The sequence below is a fragment of the Pararhizobium sp. PWRC1-1 genome, from assembly GCF_049897905.1.
Taxonomy (GTDB): Bacteria; Pseudomonadota; Alphaproteobacteria; order Rhizobiales; family Rhizobiaceae; genus Pararhizobium.
Map to the genome: position 1 here is coordinate 306,605 of NZ_JAFCXE010000004.1, position 17,044 is coordinate 323,648.

Genomic DNA, 17,044 nt, shown 5'->3' on the forward strand with positions numbered 1-17,044 from the left:
GGGTCGAAATCGAAAGTCACAAATTGAAGAACTATTGAAATCGCGCCTCGCCGAATGCAACGTGGAAGAGCATCGACGATTTGAGGTGTATCTATCGCGGATATGGTCGTTGTAATATCTTCCAACCGACCGGCCCCTTATCAGTCCACGAATAGGGATTGAGGCGCCATAGAAAGCTCAAGGCCCGCTGCTTTCTACAAACCGGATTGTGAGAGTGCGCCTGGTAGGATCGAGTGACGGGCACTTAAAGGGGCTTTGTCGCACAGGCTTACCCACGCTCGGCTACGCTGCAGTAACCCTTGACATGAAGGCGGCGGGCAGCGCGCACCACCACGGTATCCATTGATGGGCCTACTGGGGAAAATCTTTGCAAGTAAGGTCGCACTCGTTGGGCTTGTTAATGCCGCAAACGATGCCACCGCTGCGGTGCCAGGGAGCGAGCATACCTTAATGGATCCGTTATCAAGTTCCGGTTGACTTAGCAGGTGGCACCAAGATCGGCCGGTATAGACTTATTGCTTGAAACGGCTAACAATCCCATCATGGCTGACGACCTCAAGAACCTATTAACGGCCCTTTATGATGCCGGCGCGGAGGACGTGCCGGCGTCGGAAATCGAGTGGCGCCGTGACCAGATGCCGATGCTTTTACGCGCGCTCGAGATGGGCTATGTCCGCTATAGCGAGCGCGCTGGAGCACGACACTTCTATCTGACGAAATCCGGATATTCCGCTATTGGCATCGAGCCGCTGGGTTACTCTCCTATCGGGCCGGTCATTCGCTGGCTCCGCGGATTGTTCAGATAAATTAGTGGCTCTGTTCCTCCTTGGCCGCCGGAACCGAGAGCGCCGCTCGCGAGGGCTGCTGTAAGACAGGCGAGGACCAGCACGTCGTTGGGAAGCAGTTCGATTACCTTTTCTCGGCTCATTGCCTTGAAGGCGTCCTGAGAGAGCCCTGGGTGACCATTGGTATGCCAACCGACAGAGAGCCGTTGATCCATCAGCGTCCGAAAAATTCTCGACGCTGATCTCGTTTGGTTGTGACGGGCATTCAGTTAACCGGGCTCGGAGTCCAGTAGTCCACCGGCAAGTGTTCGTTACACCAGAAGCTTGAGGTACCGCGGCCACGTCGCAATCCGAAGCATCCCCATTGGCTACACCCTGGCTTAACGCAGGTTCGCTCCGGTACCGAAACCGGATCGGAGCGGACATTCAACGTTTTATCACTAGGGCAGCCTTTGTGGATTCATATGTTCTTCTTATGTTCACGCCCCGTGGAAGTCAACCTAGCACGTCAGCTGGCAACGGAGGATGGCGCCGCTCTAGCGAGTCACCGAAAGCCAGACGACGAAGTGCCATTCACAGAAACCTGCTCAGTGCACAGCCTTACTCGCGTGGTCACGGACACATTGGGTCGATTTGAGATAGGGCGTGGCGCTACGTGAAAGACACGTCCCGAAAATTGGCGCCGTAACTGTCTGCGGGACTATATCAAAATGAAGATTGGCGAAGTTCTGGGGATTTCATAGCAAACGGAAAAACGCGCCACCCCATCAAGGATGGACGCTTGATATCGGTTTGCGTTGTGATAGTGCGCTAGACCGAAAACTTACTGCGCCCAAAAAATTGGTGGCAGTGAACGGAGCGGCGCCTATCTGATAGGCGCCGGCTCCAGTGAGGCTTTATACACTCGAAAATTTACAGCTTACGGCTGCTGGCTGTACCAGTCGTCAACGTCACGCTTCACTCGATCCTTTTCGATCCCGTACCGTTCCTGGATCTTGCCTTCAAGCTGGTCGCGCTTGCCTGCGATCTGATCGAGGTCGTCGTCTGTGAGTTTACCCCACTGCTCTTTGACGTTTCCTTTGAACTGTTTCCAGTTACCTTCGACGCGATTCCAATCCATTAGGGATCTCCTTGTTGGGTGGGCACTGGAAAGGGAACGCGCGATCGAGGAATTTGTTCGATATAATCTTAGGAAACGACGGCTGCGCACTGACCGTTCGAGGGCACGTCGAGATTTCATGATGCCTAACATCTCCGGACGGAACTCAATAGTTCCCCCATCGCGCTGAACCGGACCGGCTGCGAAAGCCCCTTCAGCGCCGGTAGCGTCCGTTGCTAGTTAACTGGCTGGATAGCAGGCCAGTGATCGCCCCGACAGCTGGCGATTGCAGGCGAAAATCCTGCATATTCACAGGAACTAAAATGCTCCTTTCGCGTTTTTTTCTCACTTTGGATTAGTCCTTAGGAGGAGAAAACAAATGCTCGTAATCAAACCCGAAAACTGCAGTGACGTAAGCTGGAACGAGCCGGTCCTTGTCCAACTCCGTTTCGGCTTTCCAGAGAAGATTGAAACTCCATTGCAAGCGCTCAATTGCCTCGCGCAGCGATGGCCTAAAGTTGGTGGCGAGCAGTATGAGAGGGCGCGCCATCTTTGCATGGCGGCACTGGGAGGCAGAGTGCAGTGTGACACGGTTAGAGTCGCATTCGTCGCGGCAGCAGAAGAAGCCGACGTCCTGGCCCACGAAACCCGCAAACCGGCCCCAACTTTTGGCAATATTGAACCCGGATAGAGCCAGAGCCCACCCGCGGTAGTAGTCTCCTAAACGCCGCGGCGTTTTTTGAGGTGATGATACATCCCCGGTAAATGGCCGCCACCCGTGAGGATGACGGCTCCCTTTAGCCGCCTCGTAGAAGCCCCATCGCCATGAGGATCGAGCGACGGGGGAAACCTACATGACTTGCGGACGGCGAGGCTTATCACCTGTCGTCACAGCGCGACGAATCCGCGTTCAAGTCCAGCAATCAGGAACTGACGATGCTGCGAGCCGCCAGACTTCCAATATTGCAGGCAGTGGATTGCGCTCAAACCGGACCTTGCGCTGTCCGCCTATAGCGGCAGGGTTGCAGATTGCGGCAACGCCGCAGGATACTGAAAGTTTCGATACCAGTGTTCCCGTTCCTGTGCTGCCTTCGGCACTCCAACCGAATGCCTTGCCGGTGAGGCAGCATGGAACCGGATGCGTCCGTGAGCGTTCACTCTCGCGGACCTGTCCCGCCAATATCCTCAGGGCAGTTAGGGTAATTATCATGACATTCAATCGATATCTAATGTTGGCGATGTCGTCTCTTTTGTTCGCGGGTCCAGTCTCGGCTCAGACTTCGGAAGATCCAGCAGTCACTGCTTGCAAGTCGACGGCGCTTGTCGCCCTTCAGGGACAGTCATCAGAAATCACCGGGCTTGTTTTCGACGCTGAAAGCCTCGCGGTCAGTGCGGCTGATACCAAGGTAGAGGATGTCGCCGTCAAGACAGTCATTCTGGGTGAAGCTTATATCGAACGAAAGGGTGTCGCTGGAAAGGCTGACCGCTTTGTTTGCCTTATTGGAGAGAAAGGCAAAGTCCTGCTGACGTTCTTCACGGCCAAATAGCACCATCGTGGCGTTAAGGTATCGCTGAGGGGAATGCCTCAGGAACCGTTTAGCTCATGCAACATTGTCGGGGACCAGACCCATAATACCGGAGTAGACCACATGAAAATTTCCCTTATAGGCGCCGTCGGGCTAACGCTCATGCTCTTTTTAAAGCCCGCCTCAGCGGACGAAGCAGGGTTTCTGAAGTCGATTGGGGGAAAATGGTCAGGCAATGGTTCCGTGACAACAAAAATCGGGTCGCGACCGCTCAACGTTACATGCAGGTTCGATAGCAAGGCCCGTGGCCCATCGCTTGTGATGGAGGGTCAGTGCCGCGGACTGGTGGTGGTTAGGCGGGCTGTCTCGGCCGACATCAGGGCCAACGGCACAAAATATAGCGGGACCTACATTGGGCCGTCCGGCCGCCCTTCCCGTCTCTCAGGCTCGCGCACCGCCAATTCGATCAACTTCATCGTCCATTGGAGCCGGGAGATCAATGGCGACCGAACGGCTCAAATGACGCTCGAAAGGATCGGGGCCAAAGGACTGAGATTGAAAACGGTCGACAAAGACCTGAAAAGTGGCCGCCTCATCGTAACCAGTGATATTCGGTTGACGCGGTAGCGGGAAATTGGAAAAAAATCCATTTGGCGCTCTGAATGCTGTCAGCAATCAGAGGCGATCGGATGTTCCTTTAGTTTTAAGGACATCGCCAGGCTCACGACTGCCGGGAACTATTTCAGCCGGATCATCGGACAGTTGGAAATTCATCAGACGCAGGGTGAGGAACGTCATGATCGATAAGACAAGTGTGATATCGTAGGGTTGCAGCCCGACAGCGGTCCCAACCGCTCCCGTGGCCCAAAGACTGGCGGCTGTTGCAGTTCCTCTGACACTCTTGCTCACCACCAGTATCGCGCCACCGCCGATGAAGCCCGTTCCCGTGATTAACCCTTCGACGATACGCGCAGTGGCTTCCGGACTTCCTGCCGTCAAGTTTTCTGCCGCCTGGATAAACCCGCAGCTTGCAATCGCGACGAGTTGGCAAGTCCGCAGCCCGGCGCTCCTTTCGCTCTTTTCTCGATCCCAGCCGATGGGAAGCGCGAGGAGGTAGGCAACGACGAGGGCGCAGAGATGCGACGCACGTTAAAGGCCTGGCCGATTGCGAAAATCCGGTCGATCATGGATTCTTCTTACGAATAGAAGTTTGGAATCCCTGCGCTGAGTCTGCTCGTTACGCAACGTGCAAGGCCTCATCCCTGATGCTTAAGTATGCTCCAATGGAGGGGGTGAGCCCGAAAGCCCACCCCTTCCAGCTACTTCTTCATCTTCGAATAGTCGAGCTTGGGTGCGTTCGACAGATCATCCTTCGTCGTGTCCACATATGCCTTCCATGTGCCGTCGACTTCGGCAAGGGCAACTGACGCCGGATCGAGAACGACATAGCTTTCACCGATGTTGAGAAAGCCACCAACACTTGCGACAATTCCGATGACGGACTTTCCGTCCTCGATCACGACATCGGAAATTTCACCGATTGCCTCATTCTGCTTGTTGTAGATATCGATACCGATCAGCCTGGAGGTCATCAGGTCTGTGTCTTGGATGTTCACATACTTAAGCGGGATGTTGGCGGTAGTGCCCATCGTGATGCCAGGCCCGGTAAGTGCGGCATCAGCTCCAGTCGCCGCAGCAGTTTGCGCAAAGGCGGCGCCTGATAGGAGAGAAAAAATGAGAGTGGCAACGATCGGGCGATGGTTCATATAATAGCTCCTGAAAGTGAATGAGGCCGGCAGGAGAGCTACCAACCGTCCGGCGGCGTTAAACACACAGCAAGACAATTGGTTCCCGGACGTCGCTACAAAACCAGTCAGCCTTCCGTCGTCTCTGCCGTCACCTTATCTTTCCCGCGATGTGAATACGTTGCGGCTCTTACAACCTTGCGGCTGAATCTGCGCGCCCAACGTAAAGCACAATGCGCCGAGGGCTGCAGCCCCTGCGAACAGGATGAACATTGCGGGGCCGCCAAAAACGCCGAGTGTCACGCCGCCTATGGTCGGGCCAAGGAATCCGCCGACGGTCGAGAGCGAATGGGCACCGAAATAGCTTCCCCGGTTTTGCGCAGGCGAGATACGATCAACCATTGTGTATTCTGAAGGAACGACGAGGATCTCGCCCGCCGTGAAGATGACCATCGAAACCGCGAACCCCGGCAATCCTGTGGACACCAGGAAACCAACCTGGCCAAAGCCAAGGAGAACGCAGCCGACCAAAAGCGCGCGCAAGGGGCCAGCGCGTTCAATGAACCGCCGCGCGAGCGGGTTCCCGGTCAAGACAACGACACCGTTTATCGAGACGAGATAGGCGAAGATTTCTACGCCGCTCGCTATATTTTGCGTGACGTAGGGAGCCAGCGTGGCGGTCCATTGACCATACACGGCAATCAGCAACGTGCTGCCGCTAATGAAGAAGGCCAATTGGCGGTCATGCATCGCGACGATAACGCTTTCGATCAAAGAGGCTTGCTTCGAGGCTTGACAGTCGGCGTGTTCACGTCGCGGGAGCCTCAAAAGCTGCAAGCCGATTGCGAGCGTCGCGTACAGCGCACCGGCGGCTATGAAGAGGCCGGTCGAGGCAATGCCAGCCAAAACACCGATCAACGGACCGACGGCCCATCCGACATTCGATGCGGTATATCGCCAAGAGAAGTACTTAAGTCGATCGGGTTCGGCGCAAATGTCGCTCATGAGCGCGCGCGAAATCGGTCCGTAAACCGAGATCGCGACAGAGGCCGCGCTTTGCGCGAGGCAAAACGCAAACACCGTTTCGGCTAGCCCCATGCCGATCATGGCGAACGCCATCGAAACCAAGGTTAGCGTGAGTACAATCCTGCGTCCAACTCTGTCCGAGACCGATCCTGCGAAAGGCGCTGCCACGGCTCCAATCAAAAGACCGAGGCCCAACAAAAAGCCGATCGTGGCCGGGCCGAGGCCGAAGGTCTGCTGTAGTTTTATTGCGAGAAACGACAAGGTCATCGCTCGGGCGATAGTTACGAGGCCCGCCCCGATAACAAGAAACAAGGCAGCATGCGGGTTGGTTTGCTCTTTGCCCATCTCGCCCCTCACCTTCCTTGCAGTGCGTTGCGGGAGCACTGCCCGTAGCAGCCAGGGCGCCCCAACTGAGAGGATTCACATACCTTTTGGTTTGCACTTGAACAGTGACGCAGGTATCCGTCTTGCGGCATCGTCGATCCTGCGGAACAGAAAACTCCTGCCCGCGGCTATGTCTGCCGCTGGCAAGGCGAGGCCTCGGCGCCTCTACCGGTCACCACACAGTTGTTAAGTCAAACCGCGAGTCCGTTCAGTATCTTGAGTGGCGGTCGCACTCTTGGCCGCCCTTTACCCTATCTCGTACGTCGCTCCTCGGGCGGGTCAAGCTGCCAAAATCACCAGATTGTCGGAACACTCGGCTGCGCCCATCTTGCGAACGGCAGGTGCCGGCGGCATCTACAAAGCATCCAGATAAACGTCGGATGAACCGAGCCAACCGCCGCTTATGGAGGACGCTATTATGGTTGACCCGCAAATAATCGAACGCTGGCGTAACGCCCCGCGGCTGACAACTTTCTCCACCTTCTTCGAAAGAACTGCGAGCGGACAGGGAGGGGCCCCGGATCTTGCGCGACCTGAACCGGATCTTAGTCTACTCGATTTCGATCTCGACTGTGCTGCCTATGGTGACACGCACACACGCCTTTTCGGGAACTTCGATAGCCACTATCGTGCTAGCATTCCTTATAGGCTTGAAGAGACTTGCCGTCTCGGCGCCGCCATTTTTACTTTCTCGCTACAAGCCTGGGCCCGGACCGGCTTGCCGGCAACCGTTTATACCTTGGGCGCTGGGACGGGCTGCCTCGCACGCTCTGTCGCGGCGCTTGGCGACGGACGGATCAAGACGCTTGCCTGCAGTCCGACGCCCGCCAATCGGGAGGCATTTCTCGCCAAACGGGGAAGCGAACACGCCCATTTCTTTCTTGGGCCGTTCTTCGACCTGGACAGCAATCGCTACGCAGCGGATGCGGATCTTTTGCCATTCTGCGATGGATTCGACGTCCTGGTCGAGGACACGACGTTTCAGATGTACGATCGGGATAGAGCGCAGCAACTGGCGTTCATCGCACCCCGCATTCGGCACGGCGGTATCCTCGTGCAGGTCCAAAAACTCGCGAATGAAGACCAGGACGCCTATGAGGAGCGCGAGCGCCAGAAGGATGAATTGTTCAAGAGCCGGTACTTCACCACGGGTCAGATCTCCGAGAAGAACGATGAGATCCTCAGCACGATGACAAATTGCCAAGTCGATCTGAAAACCACGGTGTCGGCCCTCGGGTTGTTTTTCCGCTACTGCGCGCTGACCTGGAACAGCGGCAATTTCTACACGATCGTCTCATCGAATTCCCGGGCGTCAATCCTTGAGTTCGTATCGTTGATGGTCAAGCCGGCGATCCCTCCCGCCTATTGCTACGAGAAGCTCCCGACTGCGCTTATCGATACGGAATCGGACCCCGTCGCCGCTGCTCTCTCGTGGCGCAAGGCTAAGACGATGACCGCGCTGGCTCCAAAACGACCTGCGGCGTCATGAAATGAACACGGGTCCGTCGCCTGAGTACGAGCACTCTAGCGCGGCCGATGTGCGACGTTCTTTGTCCTACCTGATGCCGCATCTTGCCCCCTACTGGGCGCGACCGCTACGCGCATATGCGTCGACCGTATATGATGTCAAACATCATCAGTCCGGTAGCGCTACGCGGGACCATGCAATCGATCTCCTGCGCAATTGCATCGAAAGAGCAGCGCGCGGGTCGGGCTATGACGATGAGGAGGCTCGAAGCGCTGGGCTTGAGATATTTGCATCGCCTGTGCTGCAGACCGGCCCGCACTGTCTGCTGGTGGTCGAACCCGACGCCTTTTACACACATTTGTTCAGCCTGCTCGGTTTGATGGCCCATGGCCGGCAATGGCACTTCACCTACTTTGTCTCGACGTCGGCGTTCAAGGAAAAGGCAAAAAAGGGGCCAGGCTGGCTTCAGCTTGAAGGTGAGCCGCTCAACCTCTTCGGCCTTCCGCGAAGCCGAATGGACGGCAGTATTGGGTGCTCCAACGGGCCCTACCGTTTCGCACTTTCGAATTCGAGAGGCGAGGCCGCACCGAATGCCTCTGCTGCCCGTCTCTTTGAAGAACTGCCGTCCGTTGCGTTTCCGACCGCAGCCGAAGCGATTAGGATGGCCAATTATGCTCTCTGGCGCCGCGAGTTCCCCACGTCGGTAAAGCTGCTTCAACTCGATGATTTCGACGTTGCTGACCTGATTGCGGACCATCTGAGCGATGAGGGATCATGGATATCGGCGCATATGATTGGCGACGGCGCCATCGCCGAATCTATATTGAGTGAGATCGACCGCCTGAACGCTGGCCCCTGGGGAGGCTGGGTCCGCCGAACGACCGACTTCTTCTGGCGCCTCGAAAAAACAGAGTTGTCCCGTTGCGCCTGCAAGCTGGCTTGCTGCGAACTGATCGGTCCTCAACAAGCTTCGAAGTTGGATTCAGCCCCGGCAGTCTTGCGGCGGCTCTTCGCCAGCGCGCGATCCTGCCCAACTTGTTCATGGCGTTTCTGGTAACCTCGATCCTACCGGGCGTGCGGGTGCTCGGGGGATGCCGCCAGACGGTCTATTTTCCGCTGATGCGGTATCTGGCGTCGATAGGCATTGAACGATCAGGCGATCTCAGTCTCCTGAAAGCACTCAGGGAAGACGATCGACCCGGACTATGGGGGCATCGCGTCCTGAGACCATCCGGCGGCTATCCATTTCAGGAGCTCGAGCGTGCTCGGGGCGTGTTGCCCCTGTTAGCAAGTTACGCGGAGATGCCGTTGGTACAAGCCAGTGGCGATCTTGCCAACTTTACGGCGGATCCGATCTGGGCGGAGCTGTCAGGGTACATCGCCGCCAGTGCGATCACTCGCGCGTCCGATGAGTGGCGGTGGTCGGGCGCCTGAACTCGGAGGGACGAGTCGTTGCTCTGCTCCTCGCTGTCATCGGTCCGGGTAAGACTCGGCAAAGAAGCTCATAGCCGCTTGATTTCTCGAAGAGCTAGCGGTGGAACGATAGCTTAAGGCTGGCTCGCGGCATTGCCCGAGAACGGAAGTCATCGGTCCGCTATTTCGAGTCCCTGAACCGAACACCCACCCCACCACCATTCCCAGGAATGAACTCTATCCCGGCGTTTTCCAAGGCCATTTGGATCGCCTTTAAATTCGCAGTCGTTAAAGTGGTGTGACCTTCTTCTACCTCTGCCCGACTTATGGTGGCGACTCCGACCCCTGCTTCTCGCGCGAGGTCCTTCGCACTCCATCGAAGCAAAGCACGTGCGGCTCGTATCTGGGCGCCGGTGATTTCTTTGTTATCATGTGATTTCAATTTGATCATCTGAAGATTATTTGATAGACGTGATTTGCCTGAATTCGTGTTTAGGCGGCCGCACCCAGTGTTCGAGCACTGGATGAGGCCTGACCACAATCAAGCTGTCAGGAGCTCGGATCATGGCTGATTCTGAGAATAGCAGATCTTTGTCTGCATCATCCATACAAACTTCTCCCGACTTGCGAGCGCGGCGGACCTGCCCTTTCGTGGGACGAATCTATCGCTTCGCGCCGGCTAAGGCTTGCGCGGCGAATAGTCGTCGCGGCGTGGTCACCAAAAAAAATCCAGGAGGGAACATCGTAATGACACTACTGTATCAAATCCGCTCAACGCTGCTCGCCGCGGCTGTTGCCACCACGGTGACGGCGGGGTTTCCCGGGACCTCGGCCATGGCGGAGGATCTGCGCATCGGGACACAGCTAAAGCTGATGACGCTCGATCCACACTACGCGGATCTCAATGAGAACAACTCGCTGCTATCCCATATCTACGAACGTCTCGTGGTTCAGGACCGGCAGTTGAGCCCTCAGCCAGGCCTTGCAACTTCCTGGAGACGCCTGTCAACGACGCAATGGGAATTCAAGCTGCGCGACGGCGTCCGCTTCCATGACGGCTCGCCCTTCACCGCAAAGGACGTCATCTACTCGATCGAGCGCGTCCGGGACTTCCTGAAGCCGCCGAGCGGGGGGTTCCAGACATATACGCAGGCGATCAAATCCGTCACGGCGCCTGATCCAATGACTGTGGTCATCGAGACGAGCAGCGATGTCCCGACGCTCCCGCTTTCAATGACCTCCATCTTCATCATGGCGCACAAGCCGGAGGCTTTTGCGACCACGCAGGATGTCAACTCTGGAAAGCAGTCCGTTGGGACCGGACCCTACAAATTTCAGAACTGGCAATCGGGTGAACTTCTCAGTCTGACGCGGAACGAAGCCTATTGGGGCGGCGCACCTGCCTGGTCGGAGGTCGCTTTCCAAGTCATCGAAAGCCCCGCAGCGCGTGTCGCCGCGCTGACGACGGGTGATGTCGATCTCGCGGATTATATTCCTGCGCGCGACGTCGAAGGGCTTGAGCACCGCGGGTTGGCGGTCGAAAGCACCAGCGCTGCCCGGTCCAATTTCCTGCAGTTCGATATAGGCCGGGACGAGCCGCCCGGGTTAACCGACAAATCGGGGAAGGCAATTCACAACCCCTTCCGGGACAAGCGGGTGCGTCACGCCCTGACGATGGCGACGGACCGTCCCTTCCTCGCCGACAAGATCCTCCTCGGCTACGGAACGCCTGCAGCGCAGCTCTTCCCGACCGGTTTGTCAGGAACGTCGGCAAATCTCAAGGTGGCACCCCCGGACTATGAGGGGGCAAAAGCCCTCCTCGCAGAAGCAGGTTTCCCAGACGGTTTCAAGGTCGTGCTCGCCGGGCCCGCCGGCCGATATCCCGGCGACAGCGAATCCTTGCAGTCCATCGCGCAGAACTGGGCGAGAATAGGTGTTAGCGCGCAACCGGTCGTTGCGCCGTTTTCGGTCTTCGCCACGCAAAGATCAGATGGCGCCTACCCTGTGTGGTACGGCGGCTGCTCCGGCGAGGCCGTGACCTTCTGCCTCGGAGCGGTTCTAGGCTCTCCGGATGCTAAATCCGGGGCCGGGTCACTCAACTATGGAAAATACCAGAACCAGACTTTTGACGCGATGTTGGAGAAGGCCATGTCCATGGGGGACGGTCCGGATCGGAGCGCGGCAATCGCCCGCGCAACGGAACTGGCCATGGCCGACTATCCGATGCTTCCTCTCTATCATTTCCACCTGATCGTCGGGCATGGGCAAAAGGTGGGTTCCTACGCGGTGCATCCGCGCGGATGGACGACGGCCATGCAGGCCGTTCCCTCGGAAGAGTGAGGGCACGTCCATGATGACCACCATCGTTGGAAGGCTTTCACAAGCCGCCCTCCTCCTCCTCGTCATGTCGGTGATCGGGTTTGTCGGCATCCACAGCGTCGGCAACCCTGTCTACAATATCGTCAATATTGAAACAGCCACCGCCGAAGATATTCGCAACGCAACGATCGCGCTGGGCTTGGATCAACCGCTCTGGCGACAGTATTTTCTCTTCATGGGTAATGTCGTCACCGGAAATTTCGGAACGTCGTACATCTACCACCTGCCAGCCTTCGGTCTGGTGATGAGCAAGCTGCCTGCGACGCTGGAGCTGGCCTCGATGGCCATGTTGATCGCAGCTCCGTGCGGAACCTTGCTTGGGTTGCTGGCAGGCCGAAGACAGGGCGGAACAATTGACCGCGCCCTTCTCAAGGCGAGCGTCTTTGCACTCAGCATCCCGTCATTCTGGCTGAGCATGGTGCTCATCCTGGTCGGCGCAATCACTTTAGGCTGGTTTCCGTCAGGCGGTCGCGGGCCAACTTTCTCGCTCGGCGGACAGGAATGGAGTTTCCTGACGCCGGAGGGCCTGCGGCGGCTGACACTGCCCGCACTGGCGCTTGCCATTCCGAATATAGCGCTTATCGCGCGGCTTGCACGGGCGGGAACGATCGAGGTGGAAAGCCAGGATTTCGTTCGGTTCTGCCGGGCAAAAGGCCTCTCACCGAGGCGCATCCTGTTTCGGCATACCCTGCCGAATATCAGTATTCCCATCGTCACGATCGTCGGGATGCAGTTCGGTGGAATGCTTGCCTTCGCTGTCGTGGTGGAATCCATCTTCGCGTGGCCGGGAATAGGCAAGCTGCTGATCGACTCCATCCAACTGCTCGACCGCCCAGTCGTGATGGCAACCTTGACCTTCGTTTCCCTCGCCTTCGTCGGGCTCAATGCGCTCGTCGACCTGCTCTACGCCATGCTCGATCCGCGCGTGCGCCTTTCCACATGAAAGGAAATTCTATGAACGCCAAAACTATCCGTTCGCTTTGGAAGCGCCACAGGGGAGTGAGCATTAGCCTACCCGGACTACTGCTTGCCGCCTACGTTCTGCTGGCGTTGGCAGCTCCATTCATCGCACCCCAAAATCCTTACGATCCATTACAGATCTATGGATGGGAAGCATCGTCGCCTCCCGGGACAATGGGAGGTGCCGGGTACTTTTATCTGCTCGGGACTGACGGTCTCGGGCGCGATATACTGAGCACCATACTCTACGGCCTGCGCATCAGCCTCGTCGTCTCCATTACCAGCACCGTCATCGCTGCGCTGATCGGACTTACCGCAGGGGTCAGTGCAGCGTATTTCGGCAGGTGGGTCGATGTCGTCATCATGCGGATCGTCGACCTCCAGCTCAGCCTGCCAACCATACTGGTGGCCCTGATTGCCATTGTCACACTCGGACCGGGGATCGATCGCATCATACTGGCGATCATCATCGTGCAGTGGGCAACCTACGCCAGGGTCATTCGAGGCGTCGCGCTTAGCGAAATCGGCAAGCCCTATCTGGATGCAGCTCGCCTCCTGCGGCTACCCACGAAAAGGGTCATCTTTCGGCACCTGCTTCCCAACAGCATCGCGCCGGCCATTACCTTGATCCCGATAGAATTGGGCCATGCCGTGGCGCTCGAGGCAACCCTGTCGTTTCTAGGGCTGGGCGTACCAATCGACAAGCCTTCGCTTGGCTCCACTGTAGCAAACGGCTTCCAGTACCTGATGACTGGTCAATACTGGATCAGCCTGTTCCCCGGCCTCGCCCTGTTCGGCCTCATCGCAAGCATCAATTTCGTCGGCGAGGGCGTCCGACGCAGCCTGGATCCAAGGAGCCGACCCCATGAAGCATGATAGCCCACAAGCCCCCTTGCTGGTGGTGAGAAATCTAACTTTGATGCATCGCGCAACGACCGGCTGCACCCCGATCCTACGCGATGTCAGCCTCAGCCTTCAGCGCGGTGAAATCCTTGGACTCATCGGCGAATCCGGAGCGGGAAAGTCTTCCCTCGCCAATGCCATCCTCGGCCTGCTCTCACCCGATTTCGAACGGACGACCGGCACCATCCTCTTCGATGGCAAACCGCTCGACGGTGACAACGAGCGCGAATGGGACACGATCCGAGGGCGCAGGATATCAGCGATTTTCCGGGATCATACCGCATCGCTCGATCCGCTGATGGCCATCGGTCCGCAACTTGAGGAAACGATCCTGGCCACCAACGACACCATTTCACGTCGCCAAGCACGCGACCACGCCGTCCAATTACTCACCCGCGTCGGCATTCCGAGCGTTCACCAACGATATCACCATTACCCTCATCAATTTTCCGGAGGGCAGCGCCAGCGTGCCGTCATTGCCATCGCGCTTGCCGGCAGACCCGATATTATCATCGCCGATGAGCCGACCTCCGCGCTCGACGCAACCGTTCAAAAGCAAATCCTCGACCTCCTCCGCGAACTCGTGGAGGAAACCAATGTATCGATCATCCTCGTGACCCACGACATGGGCGTCGTCTCGGAAATCACGGACAGGGTGATCGTCATGAGACATGGGGAGATCGTCGAGCAGGGGTCTACATCATCGCTCCTGGACGCACCTCAACGGAAATATACCCGAAGCCTCCTCGCCGCGGTTCCCAGACTGCGGGTGTCCGGCACCGAGGAGAGGAGCGAACTCACCGAAAACCTGAACGATCCGCCCCCTCACATTGGTTCTGCGAAATCCGGCAGGAGGCCAATCCTCGTCGCACGGGGAATAACGAAGTGCTTTTCCGGTCGCGGGTTCGCGCTGCTGCGCAAGAAGACCCCGACACCCGCATTGCAAGATGTTTGCGTTCAATTGGGTCGTGGAATGATCACCGGGATTGTTGGCGAAAGTGGCAGCGGCAAGAGCACGATCGGGAGAATCATCGCGGGTTTGGAAACCGCTGGCGAGGGAACGATCGAGATCAATGACACCCGTTTCGATCCTTCGCGGTCCGGGTCGCGCAGCGGCCTGCTCGGAAAGGTCCAGATGATTTTCCAGGACCCGGCGATGTCATTGAACCCGCGAATGTCGATCAGTGAGACCTTGCGAGAAAGTGTCCGGTTCAGCGCAACCATCACGCAGGACGAATTGTCGGTTGTGGCGATAATGATGGATCGGCTCGGGTTGGCGCGAAGCCTCCTCCCCCGTTATCCCCATCAACTCTCCGGCGGACAGAAGCAGCGAATATGCATCGCGCGCGCACTTCTCGCAGGCCCGAACATCATCGTTGCCGACGAACCCACCTCAGCCCTTGACGTGTCCGTACAGGCAGAGATTGTCCAACTTTTGAGGGAAAACGTGGCGGAACAGGGCATTTCAATGCTCTTCATCTCTCACGATCTGGCCCTCGTGCAGGAGCTCTGCAGTTCGATCTACATTTTCAAGGACGGCAGGGTCGAAGACGCGGGCTCGTCGGAGTTCATCTTCACACATTCGCAAAACCCATACACACGAAGCCTGATCGATGCCCGCCCCAGGCGATTTACGCACTGACGGCGGCCAGCGTTGCAAATTGCCGAAGGTTACGCCCGTCGGGAATTCACTCAATTCATCCATATTCGCGCGGCGGCTGCCCGCTGTGAAAAAGAGGTCTGTCATGACGAACACATTCAAAATCGCCGTAACCGGGCAATCACTTATCAAACACGACATTCGCGGTGTAGAGACGCCGGGATTTCGAGACGCGCGTGAGGTCCTTGGTCAAGCGGACCTCTCTTTCACCAACTTCGAAAGCACGATCCTTGGAAGCCATGGCGGATGGCCGATGAAAGGATCGTTCTTCGGATGCAGCCAACCGGTCGTTCTTGACTCCCTTCAAGCCTTGGGATTTCAGGCCCTTTCACTGTCCAACAATCATGCTTTCGACCTGGGACCTTCGGGGATCCTTTCAACCTCGGAAGAAGTCGAAAGGCGCGGTTTCCTTCACGCCGGCATCGGGCGCAACCACACTGCGGCGGCGCGCGCTGGCAAAGGGTCGTTTGGCGGCAGGAAGGTGGCCCTCGTGGCCATGGATGCAGGACCGGGACCGGATTTTATGTATGCTGGAGACGCCGCTCCTGGTCGTCCCGAACGTCCGGGTGTGAACCGGCTGAGGGTGTCCAAGGTTATCGACGTGGACGACCACGCTTTTGAAGAGTTGCGAAAGGTCCGTGACAAGGTCGGCTACACCAGGATGGATCTCGGCAACGACAGCCAGCCAGACGATGCTCCTTACGTCGAGCTCGAAGCCGAAATCAGTATCGCTCGCGCTATTTTCAGGCGCTCCGATAGAGTCGGCCGAAACGTCACGGTCGATGAGGTCGACGCAGCGCGAAACCTCGCAGCAATCACGTCCGCAGCGAAGGAAAGCTACCTCGTCATTGCCTACCTGCATCACCACCACTGGGCCTCGGACTGGTATCAGGTTCCCGAATGGGTAGGCGCGTTTGCGAAAAAATGCATCGATGCAGGCGCCGCCATGTTCGTCAGCCATGGTGCTCCCGTTCTCCAGCCGGTCGAAATATACCGTCAACGGCCAATCTTCTATAGCCTGGGCAATTTCATCTTCCACGTAAGATCCGAGAAATCGCCTTGGATGGCTCGGGAAGTCTGGGAGAGCGTGATCGGGCTATGCTCGTTTGGCGAGGATGGCAAGCTCGTCGGAATGTCCTTCCATCCGATCGTTATTGGCGGCGCCGAACCGTCACGGACTGACGTTTTGGAACAACGCCTTGTGCCGGAACTCGCCCGCGGCGATGACGCCGAGAGGATATTGCAGCGCTTTCAAGAGCATTCAGCGAAGGTCGGCACTAAGATCGAGATATCCGGGAACACCGCCGTGTGGAAGATTTAGGCAGGGCTCCAGCGCGGAAGGCAGAGGTCCTCGGAACTTGAGGGCATGCCTGTGTGATTGGCCTGACGTAGGTGGCGGCCTTCTCGCCTCGGACGTCGGCCAGATTGTCAGCCAGATCAACAGGCGCGCCTACACTCAGCGTTCAGGCCGCTTATGCGCGATGTTGGATGTTGGAGTCTTTTGCAAACGCCACGATCCGGCAGCTAGCGACGAGATCGCCGCTAGCTGCCCTAACTCGACGGCGTTCCAGACCACCTTTGTAATCGAGCATGGATAGGACTGACGTTTTCAGCGTTTCGTGAATCACGAAGGCTAGTGCAGTCAATCTATCAAAGTTGTCAGATTGTCGAATGTGACAGACATCGGCACCCTTAT

Annotated in this window: 15 protein-coding genes and 1 pseudogene; 11 read left to right on the top strand and 5 right to left on the bottom strand. The window is 57.4% G+C overall.

From position 1 onward, the window contains the following. Positions 1 to 542 precede the first annotated feature (542 nt). Entirely contained in the window at positions 543 to 806 is a 264-nt protein-coding gene (locus ACP7E0_RS09385) for a hypothetical protein (protein WP_426124455.1), read from the top strand. Positions 807 to 1,704: 898 nt separating this feature from the next. Here ACP7E0_RS09385 and ACP7E0_RS09390 read toward each other — a convergent pair. Next, positions 1,705 to 1,905 carry a CsbD family protein gene (locus ACP7E0_RS09390; protein ID WP_113246398.1) on the bottom strand — a complete coding sequence of 67 codons (201 nt, stop codon included), beginning with the start codon at positions 1,903 to 1,905 and terminating at the stop codon, positions 1,705 to 1,707. Positions 1,906 to 2,263: 358 nt separating this feature from the next. Here ACP7E0_RS09390 and ACP7E0_RS09395 point away from each other — a divergent pair, with 358 nt between their 5' ends. The 3 genes from ACP7E0_RS09395 (at position 2,264) to ACP7E0_RS09405 (ending at position 4,037) form a co-directional block, all read left to right on the top strand. Then, complete coding sequence (locus tag ACP7E0_RS09395; protein WP_426124457.1) at positions 2,264 to 2,575, top strand: DUF982 domain-containing protein; 312 nt, start codon at positions 2,264 to 2,266, stop codon at positions 2,573 to 2,575. 517 nt (positions 2,576 to 3,092) lie between these two features. Then, positions 3,093 to 3,431, top strand: a complete 339-nt coding sequence (locus ACP7E0_RS09400; protein ID WP_426124459.1) for a hypothetical protein — start codon at positions 3,093 to 3,095, stop codon at positions 3,429 to 3,431. 102 nt (positions 3,432 to 3,533) lie between these two features. Next, entirely contained in the window at positions 3,534 to 4,037 is a 504-nt protein-coding gene (locus tag ACP7E0_RS09405) for a hypothetical protein (RefSeq protein WP_426124460.1), read from the top strand. Positions 4,038 to 4,085: 48 nt separating this feature from the next. Here the strand turns inward: ACP7E0_RS09405 and ACP7E0_RS09410 are convergent, their stop codons facing one another. The 3 genes from ACP7E0_RS09410 to ACP7E0_RS09420 form a co-directional block, all read right to left on the bottom strand. Beyond that, positions 4,086 to 4,508 (bottom strand): MgtC/SapB family protein, encoded by a 423-nt coding sequence (locus tag ACP7E0_RS09410; protein ID WP_426124550.1) that lies wholly within the window; start codon positions 4,506 to 4,508, stop codon positions 4,086 to 4,088. 221 nt (positions 4,509 to 4,729) lie between these two features. Next, positions 4,730 to 5,176, bottom strand: coding sequence for a PRC-barrel domain-containing protein (locus ACP7E0_RS09415; protein ID WP_426124461.1), 447 nt, complete (start codon positions 5,174 to 5,176; stop codon positions 4,730 to 4,732). A 135-nt stretch (positions 5,177 to 5,311) separates the two neighbouring features. Further along, positions 5,312 to 6,526 (bottom strand): MFS transporter, encoded by a 1,215-nt coding sequence (locus tag ACP7E0_RS09420; RefSeq protein WP_426124462.1) that lies wholly within the window; start codon positions 6,524 to 6,526, stop codon positions 5,312 to 5,314. Positions 6,527 to 6,983: 457 nt separating this feature from the next. Here ACP7E0_RS09420 and ACP7E0_RS09425 point away from each other — a divergent pair, with 457 nt between their 5' ends. Both ACP7E0_RS09425 and ACP7E0_RS09430 read left to right on the top strand, forming a co-directional pair. Continuing rightward, positions 6,984 to 8,054: a class I SAM-dependent methyltransferase gene (locus ACP7E0_RS09425; RefSeq protein WP_426124464.1), complete on the top strand. Its 1,071-nt coding sequence runs from the start codon at positions 6,984 to 6,986 to the stop codon at positions 8,052 to 8,054. A 178-nt stretch (positions 8,055 to 8,232) separates the two neighbouring features. Beyond that, positions 8,233 to 9,467: pseudogene (locus tag ACP7E0_RS09430) on the top strand (hypothetical protein). Between the two features lie 160 nt (positions 9,468 to 9,627). Here the strand turns inward: ACP7E0_RS09430 and ACP7E0_RS09435 are convergent. Further along, entirely contained in the window at positions 9,628 to 9,897 is a 270-nt protein-coding gene (locus ACP7E0_RS09435) for a helix-turn-helix domain-containing protein (RefSeq protein WP_426124465.1), read from the bottom strand. A 296-nt stretch (positions 9,898 to 10,193) separates the two neighbouring features. Here ACP7E0_RS09435 and ACP7E0_RS09440 point away from each other — a divergent pair, with 296 nt between their 5' ends. The 5 genes from ACP7E0_RS09440 (at position 10,194) to ACP7E0_RS09460 (ending at position 16,669) form a co-directional block, all read left to right on the top strand. Then, positions 10,194 to 11,786 (top strand): ABC transporter substrate-binding protein, encoded by a 1,593-nt coding sequence (locus ACP7E0_RS09440; RefSeq protein ID WP_426124467.1) that lies wholly within the window; start codon positions 10,194 to 10,196, stop codon positions 11,784 to 11,786. 10 nt (positions 11,787 to 11,796) lie between these two features. Beyond that, on the top strand, positions 11,797 to 12,768 hold the full coding sequence (locus ACP7E0_RS09445) for an ABC transporter permease (protein ID WP_426124469.1): 972 nt from the start codon (positions 11,797 to 11,799) through the stop codon (positions 12,766 to 12,768). 11 nt (positions 12,769 to 12,779) lie between these two features. Further along, the gene (locus ACP7E0_RS09450; protein ID WP_426124470.1) at positions 12,780 to 13,661 is read left to right on the top strand and encodes an ABC transporter permease; all 882 of its coding nucleotides are present in this window, start codon (positions 12,780 to 12,782) and stop codon (positions 13,659 to 13,661) included. After that, complete coding sequence (locus tag ACP7E0_RS09455) at positions 13,651 to 15,330, top strand: dipeptide ABC transporter ATP-binding protein (RefSeq protein WP_426124472.1); 1,680 nt, start codon at positions 13,651 to 13,653, stop codon at positions 15,328 to 15,330. The genes ACP7E0_RS09450 and ACP7E0_RS09455 overlap by 11 nt, the downstream gene beginning before the upstream one ends. Positions 15,331 to 15,433: 103 nt before the next feature. Then, positions 15,434 to 16,669 (top strand): CapA family protein, encoded by a 1,236-nt coding sequence (locus ACP7E0_RS09460; protein ID WP_426124473.1) that lies wholly within the window; start codon positions 15,434 to 15,436, stop codon positions 16,667 to 16,669. Positions 16,670 to 17,044: the final 375 nt, after the last annotated feature.